Annotated in this window: 6 protein-coding genes; 4 read left to right on the forward strand and 2 right to left on the reverse strand. The window is 42.9% G+C overall.

Annotated features, from left to right (window positions below):
- Positions 1–139 precede the first annotated feature (139 nt).
- Together AC805_RS14540 and AC805_RS14545 are read right to left on the reverse strand one after the other, a co-directional pair.
- Positions 140–1876, reverse strand: coding sequence for an ATP-binding protein (locus tag AC805_RS14540; protein WP_055076085.1), 1737 nt, complete (start codon positions 1874–1876; stop codon positions 140–142).
- A gap of 66 nt (positions 1877–1942) precedes the next feature.
- On the reverse strand, positions 1943–3301 hold the full coding sequence (locus tag AC805_RS14545) for a cytochrome c biogenesis protein (RefSeq protein ID WP_055076086.1): 1359 nt from the start codon (positions 3299–3301) through the stop codon (positions 1943–1945).
- Positions 3302–3509: 208 nt separating this feature from the next.
- Here AC805_RS14545 and AC805_RS14550 point away from each other — a divergent pair, with 208 nt between their 5' ends.
- From AC805_RS14550 to AC805_RS14565, 4 genes are all read left to right on the forward strand, one after another.
- Entirely contained in the window at positions 3510–4253 is a 744-nt protein-coding gene (locus AC805_RS14550) for an Eco47II family restriction endonuclease (RefSeq protein ID WP_055076090.1), read from the forward strand.
- Positions 4246–5496: a DNA cytosine methyltransferase gene (locus AC805_RS14555; RefSeq protein WP_055076087.1), complete on the forward strand. Its 1251-nt coding sequence runs from the start codon at positions 4246–4248 to the stop codon at positions 5494–5496. The genes AC805_RS14550 and AC805_RS14555 overlap by 8 nt, the downstream gene beginning before the upstream one ends.
- 71 nt (positions 5497–5567) lie before the next feature.
- Positions 5568–6545, forward strand: a complete 978-nt coding sequence (locus AC805_RS14560; protein ID WP_055076088.1) for a phosphate ABC transporter substrate-binding protein — start codon at positions 5568–5570, stop codon at positions 6543–6545.
- 356 nt (positions 6546–6901) lie between these two features.
- Positions 6902–7888: a phosphate ABC transporter substrate-binding protein gene (locus AC805_RS14565; RefSeq protein WP_055076089.1), complete on the forward strand. Its 987-nt coding sequence runs from the start codon at positions 6902–6904 to the stop codon at positions 7886–7888.
- The last annotated feature ends 37 nt before the right edge of the window (positions 7889–7925 follow it).

Consider the following 7925-nt stretch of genomic DNA (forward strand, 5'->3'; position numbering starts at 1 on the left):
TATAGATAATTCAAATAAAAACTACAGCTTCGACTTCGCTCAGCTAGCTTACACCGAGGGCTGAGCGAAGTCGAAGCCCGTCTACAAGTTATTTAAAACGACTATAAAAAGAGATGGCACAGCGCCATCTCTTGGACAATCAAAGCCTTTTAACTTTGCTCTTGAGAATTTTTGCCTCAGCTTCGTTGATCTGTACCTCTCGCAATCTGGTCGCGTAGGCGGGGAATGGGAAGCCCACCAACAAAGGAGATGGAACTTCGGGTTGGTGGATAAACATACTGCCCGATTTTAATAACAGCGATCGCTTGCGACAGGCTCCCGTCAAGAAGTTATATTCAGGACGCTCGACCTCGGCGGAGTCCAGTCGCCCGACCACCCTTACCGCCGCTTGCCCGACCACTCGCCGCTCGACCTCGGAGGCAGTTTGTTGGGCTCCAATTAAAATAATGCCTAGCGATCGCCCCCGTTCGGCAATTTCCACTAACAAGTCTTTGATCGGACTGCGACCTTCTTTGGGAGCGTATTTATTTAACTCATCGAGAACGATAAACACGACGGGATATTGACCGCGCTTTTCCTTTTCCATGAATAGCTTTTGGAGCAGTACCCCGACGACGAACTTTTGCGCCTTGCTACCGAGTTTGTTAATATCGGCGATCGTTAACTGATATTCCGCCGCCAGCGGATCGAGTTTATACTTTTGTAACTCCTCCGCAGGCAGATCGCCACGGACTAGATGCCCCATCTCATCGGCAATCCCCCATAAACGACGAGTAAGCGCTTCCGCTGTGGCGGGAGCATTACGTCCCAACCATTTTTGATCGGGATTCTCCACCAATTTATCTTCAAGGAATTCAATTAAGTCACGAAATGTTTCAACTTTATCCTTACCATCTTCGCCATATTCATCATCGGGATCGAGGCTGGTTCTAGGAGTAAATCCCATTTTCAGATCGTGTTTATCATTGTCTGCCGCCAATCTTGCCAAACGCTCTTCGACAATGCTCGCCAAAAAGCCGATATTCCCCCGTTCTAGATCGTCTCCAGCGAAGAGAAAGCGGAAAAGGCGATCGCGGCAAAACTCCCGCATTCCCCATACATAGGCGGAAATATTATCGGAACGCTGATCGAGATGGGGTTCGATCGCTTGGGAGTTTTTCTTGGGGGCGACACAAAACCTGACATCGCGAAAGGGCTCGACGGGTAAATCGAGCGCATGATAAGTAGCCCGATCCTCTTCGCGCATCTTATTGTTTGCCTTATCTAAGAAAAACAAATCTTCCCCCTTCACATTAAAAATTAAGGCTTTCGTATTGGCGCGTTTTGCACCAAGCGCCGCCGAATTAAAAATGGAATGGAGTAAAAACAGGGCAAAGGAGGTTTTGGTTGCTACGCCCGAAATCCCCGAAATATTGACGTGAGCGCCTTTTGTCCCATCAATGAATTCATAGTTTAAATAGGCGGGGCTACCGTTGCGCATGATGCCTGCGGAGATCCGCTGCTCCATCCCATCAAAATTGAGCGCAAATCGGAGGTTCTCATCTTCTGCGAGATAGACCGCATCACTGGGTTGGGGCGGTAAATATTCTTCAGGTTCAATGCGCGTGACTTGGATATGGGCGGCATAGGATACATTGACGGGCATACTGCCGCTCGTAACTAAGAAGGTATCCGTATCAAATTGCGTTCCTTCGTGAATAGTGCGTACGTGATCGACAACTCCATAGAAGTTGACAATACCCTTTTTGTCGGGGCGATCGGTTTTGACCTGTACGACATCATCGAGGCGCAGTACTTTGCCATCACTTACTGCCACCCAAAATTCGAGGGGGGTAGCATCTTTGGTTCCGAGAATATAGCCAATCGGCTCGATCATGTCATTGTCTCCACATCCACACAAAATACTGATAGCGATCGGCTGCCGATCGCTTGATTGGCTTACCTAGGCGATCGCCTTAACGGCAAGTTCGCTTGGCACGATCGCCTCAGTCACATCAATCAATTCAGACTCAAAGCTGACTTGGGCGCGATTGGTTTTACCACCAACATAAAGGCGATCGCCTACCTGTAAAGCCCATACCTGCGAATGACTAACATAGCTCATGATTACACCGAGCATTAACAGTCCAAACCCCGTATAGACAATGGGAATGCCTGGATCGGCTTTAATCTGTAGCCCCGTACTGCCGATCGCCTCTTTTAAGGTAAAAGTGATGCCGTTGATTTCGGCACTGCCATTGGTACGCACCGTAGTGAGCAGATTCCCCTTCTCATCATAGATTAGGAAGGTTCCCTGCAAATCTGGAGTAATTAAGGTAACGCCTGCACTGAGATCGGGTTTAGTGGGAATCCAAGTTCCCCAAACTTGACGACCACCATTCTGAGGTTCTAGCTTGCTGACAGGCAATTGTAATATGGGACTATTATTGAGGGTAAAGCGTACCGCATGGATATCCCAATTGGCTTGATAAAAGGTGACACCTCTATATTTAAGCGGCTTGTTGACATGGATCGTTTGGCGATCGACTTCTTTCCCATCGCGATCGAGTATCGATAGGTCTGAATAGAACTGATCGATGCTTCCCTTGGGAGTGTAATCGATCCAAAAGCGATTGACCTTTACTGACCAGTCTTTGGGAACTTGATTAGCCGACCAAGCCCCTGCCTCGGTAATATTCTGCACTTGAAAGGTTTCCCCACTGGGGACAATTTCCTGCGCGATAAATCCTGTTAGCGAACCCCAGATCGAACCAATGAGTACTAATAACATACTGGCATGAACGACAATCGGTCCAATCCTGCCAACTAATCCTTTGCGGGCATAGAGGCGATCGTCGGCTTGATAGACTTTGTAGTTTCGGTTTTGGAGAGATTGCGCCAGATTGGTGAGGTCACCGCCGACAATTTCGGTAGCTAGAGGCAGTTTGGCAAAGCTTTGCGGTTTGGTATAGTAGAACCAGCGTTTAGAAGCTTTGAGAATCGGTAACTGGCGGTTGAAGGTACAGGCTGTAAGACTTGTCCCGAACAATATCAGTAATGTCAGAAACCACCAGCTACCGTAAACATGCTCCAATCCGATCGCCAAAATCACCCGATAGGAGAGAAAACCAAACAGGGCGGGATGTTCGGGATAGTTCTCGCGATAAAAGTCGAGGGTTTGTCCCTGTTCGATCACTGTGCCAAGGATACTGAATAGGGCGATCGTCAATAATAGGGCGATCGCTACTTTGAGATTGGCAAGAAGCGCCACCACCTGATGTCGCCAAATTTGGTTTGCTTGGAATCGGATTTTTTGAAACACGTCACATCTATAATTACTACTGCTAGCTCCGATCTTAGCCTATAGAGGTTTGAATTCATCTAAGCCAAGTCGGTTGATCAGACTCTGAATTCATCAGCATTTTTCAATTTGGTAAAATACAGATCTGAAAATATAAAACTGAATGTTTGAAGAAGTGATGATAGTAGCTAATTAAGTATAGTATTTAATAAATATTTCAATGAGGAAGATGAAAGACTATAACCTTGGCTTTATTAGCAACAATAATTTTTATAATCATGTTAAGGAAACTATCAATAAGTATAGGTTCAAAGTCGATTTAAATGAATTCAACAAAAACTTAATAGATCCTATTAAATTGACATTCGATCATAAGATTTATGCTAAGAGTATCGAAGACGTAATCGAATATGAAGTTGCAAGGCAAGTAGACAAATCCAATACAAATCATATTGGATATTTTCATCAAAATATATTTCGATATATAGGTGGTGGTTGGCAAGTTCCTGTGTCAGGCTATGACATAGTTAACGAGCAGATGGGCTACTATATTGAAATGAAGAATAAGCACAATACAATGAATTCTTCCTCTTCACAAAAAACATATATGAGGATGCAAAATACTCTATTGGCTAATCCAAATGCACAATGTATGCTAGTGGAAGTTATAGCAACAAAAAGCCAAAATATAGCTTGGCAAGTTAGCTTGGATGGAATCTCTATGTCAGATTCTAGAATTCGTCGAGTTTCTATCGATAAATTCTATGAACTAGTAACTGGAAATGGTAATGCATTCAAAATGTTATGTGAGAGATTGCCCTTAGTAATTGACGATATTCTGAGTAGTAAAGATTTTGAGCAAGAGTCCAATTCTGTTATTCAAGAACTTAAAAATATAGACAAAAATGTTCTAAAAAGTTTATTTTTATTGTCTTTTAATAAATATATAGGATTCGATAATTTTAATGTTTGAGACAAGCTCTATTCCTGCGGAACTATTAGCAGATATTACGTCTGTTTCAAAATCCACATTATTGAAATGGGAGAAAAGCAGAAAAATAATACCTGTGTTCAATGTAGTTACTAATAAAAAAGAATATAAGATATCTGATTTGCTTCACTTTGAAGAAATTAGAAGTGTTTTTGCCCAAGATCCAGAGCTAAAAGCTAATATTACAAAATCACTGAGAGATTTTAACTCAATAGAACTTTTTGCTGGTGCTGGTGGACTTGCAATTGGATTAGAACGTGCTGGTTTTAAGGCGATCGCTTTAAATGAATTTAATAAAGATGCTTGTCGCACATTACGAATCAATCGTCGGCATTGGAATGTAATTGAAGGTGATGTAAAAAATGTGGATTTTACAGAATTTATTGATATAGATTTACTCGCTGGTGGATTTCCTTGTCAAGCATTTTCTTATGCTGGAAATAAACTCGGATTTGAAGATACGAGGGGGACATTGTTTTTTGAGTTTGCCAGAGCAATTAAAGAAATGCAGCCTAAAGTTTTCTTAGGTGAGAATGTACGCGGATTGCTTAAGCATGATAATGGCAGGACTTTAAAAATAATGAAGTCTATTATTTACGAACTAGGTTATACACTTATAGAACCACAGGTTTTAAAAGCTATATTTTATAGAGTTCCACAAAAAAGAGAACGTCTCTTTCTAATTGGTATTAGGAATGATTTGGTTAGGTTTGCCGACTTTAAATGGCCCGATCCCCACAACAAAATCATGGTTTTAAGAGACGCGCTTAAAGCTGGTGATTTATATCCTACGGATGTACCAATCTCAAAGGGGCAAGTTTATGCAAAAAGGAAAAAAGAAATTTTAGATCTTGTTCCCCAAGGTGGATATTGGCGAGATTTGCCAGATGATATCCAAAGAGAATATATGCAAAAAAGTTATTTTTTAGGTGGCGGGAAAACAGGAATTGCGAGAAGATTGGCATGGGATCAGCCAAGCTTAACCCTTACCTGTTCACCTGCCCAAAAGCAGACTGAAAGATGTCATCCTGAGGAAACAAGACCTTTAACAGTTAGAGAATATGCCAGAATTCAAACATTCCCTGATGACTGGGAATTTTCAGGTTCGTTAACTAGTCAATACAAACAAATTGGGAATGCCGTTCCAGTAAATTTAGCCTATGCTGTTGGGCAAAGTTTAGTTAGTTTGCTAAATATGATTGATATCGGACAAAGCAGTATTTAGAGATTTTTAGAGCTAAATTTGCACTAAAGTTAAGCCAGATATTTAAGCCAGATATTGAGGAATATAGAACTATGTCGCAGGGCAAAGAAACTACCGTTTTATTTTTGTCATTGTTGGTCACAGCAGGGATTGCAGGTGGTGGCTACTGGTTCTTTTCTCAACAAGGAAAATCAGTAGGAGTTTCATTAGAACCGATCGCGACGACAGCAACACCACAAGCAACACCACAAGCCACGACCACGCCTACTTCTTCTAGCTTAAGTTTTGAGCCATCGCAACCCAATCCCAGCATTTTAGGAATTGATGGCAGCACGACGATGGTTGCCTTGATCAAAGAATTACGCAATGGCTACAGTCAAGTCAATCCCAATATTTCGACTACCTTTGGGCTACCCGATGGAAGACCCAATGGCTCAGGTCAAGGCTTGCAAAATCTGATGAATGGAACAGTGGCGATCGCTGCATCATCCCGCCCTCTTAAAACTGCGGAAACCCAAGCAGGAATTTTGTTAGTACCGATCGCCAAAGATGCGATCGCGATCGTCATCGGCATTAATAACCCCTTCAAAGGGAATTTAAGCAAGGATCAAATACGCGATATCTATCAAGGTAAAATCACCAATTGGTCGCAGGTTGGCGGTGCTAATCAACCAATTAAAGTCATTAATCGTGCTACTACTAGCGGCACAAGAGAAGCATTTCAAGATATTGTGTTGCTCGGTCAGAATTTTGCCCCTGATAGCGCTAACTTCATTACATGGAAACAGGATGAAACCACAGCGATTCTGAGGGACTTAGGCGATAATGGGATTAGTTATGCCACCGTCTCACAGGTGGAAAAGCAGGAAATTGTGAGAATCATCGCGATCGACGGGGTGAATGCCACCGATATCGAAGCTGTTAAAACGGGTAAATATCCCCTCAGCCGCAGTTTGTTTTTAGGGGCAAAGAAATCAACTAGCCCTGCGGCTAAGCAGTTTATTGAGTTTGCCCTCTCCCCTCAGGGACAACAGATAGTCCAGAGACTAGGATTTATTCCGATTAAATAATCTGACCCGCATCGTGATGAGCTGTCGCTGTGCTAGGACATAAACCCCAAGAATTGATTGGTGGCGCAAAGCACCACCAATCAATTCTTGGGGTTTGATTTTTCCTAAGTCAAGTGACTGTAGCTATATTTAGGTATGGTTAGTACCAATTCATGAAAGTGTGCCAACACTTTTGTAAATTAAAAACTAGACCTAGTAATACCAATTCGCTGAAGTGAGCCAACACTTCAGTGAATTAAAAACAAACCCAGTAAGGTTTTGAGATTCCCAAAATGGCATTGCCATTTTGGGAATTGGACATGCTAGGGCGGTACATTTTCTGGTTGTATTTTTCAAATATTGAGGAACTTAGGAATATGTCACAGGGTAAAGAAACCACGGTTTTATTTTTATCGTTGCTGGTAACTGCGGGACTTGCGGGAGGGGGATATCTATTCTTTACCCAACAAGGAAAATCATCGCTATCAAATATCTCTAGTAATTCTTCGAGTTCATCGTCTTCTTCGCCTAATGGAAATGCAGCTAATCCATCCCCCCCACCAGCAACGGACTTAAAGATCGATACATCTTTACCCAATCCTAACGTTTTAGAAATGGATGGCAGCACAACAATGGTTGCCATGATCAAAGAACTGCGTAATGCCTTTAGCCAAGTTAATCCCAATATTCCCACTACTTTTGGCTTGCCTGATGGCAAGCCCACAGGATCGAGTCAGGGATTAAAAAATTTAATGGAGGGAACGGTCACGATCGCTGCTGCTTCCCGCCCACTCAAGCCTGAAGAAGCCAAGGCGGAGATCCAATTAGTGCCGATCGCCAAAGATGCGATCGCGATCGTCGTGGGTATTAATAACCCCTTTAAAGGAAACTTGACTAAAGAACAGTTACGCGATATTTACCAAGGCAAGATCTCCAACTGGTCACAGGTTGGAGGCTCCAATCAACCAATTAAAGTGATCAATCGTGCCCTGTCGAGTGGGACGAGAGGAGCCTTTCAAGATATCGTTTTGCTCGGACAAGATTTTGCGCCCGATAGCCCCAATTTCATCACATGGAAACAGGATGAAACGACAGCAATCCTGCGCGAATTGGGCGATAACGGCATTAGTTATGCCACAGTCTCGCAGGTGGAAAAGCAGGAAATCGTCAGGATTATGGCGATCGATGGGGTAAATCCCACCGATATTGTCGCCGTTAAAGAAGGAAAATATCCGCTGAGCCGCAGCTTATTTTTAGCGATCAAAAAGAAAACGAGTCCTATTGCCAAACAATTTATCGAGTTTGCCCTCTCACCCCAAGGGCAACAAATCGTTCAAAGATTAGGATTTATTCCTATACAGTAATTTAGACCATGAGATCTCACTTATAGCAGTAGCCAGT

Source organism: Pseudanabaena sp. 'Roaring Creek' (genome assembly GCF_001402795.1).
In the GTDB taxonomy this organism is placed as follows: Bacteria; Cyanobacteriota; Cyanobacteriia; order Pseudanabaenales; family Pseudanabaenaceae; genus Pseudanabaena.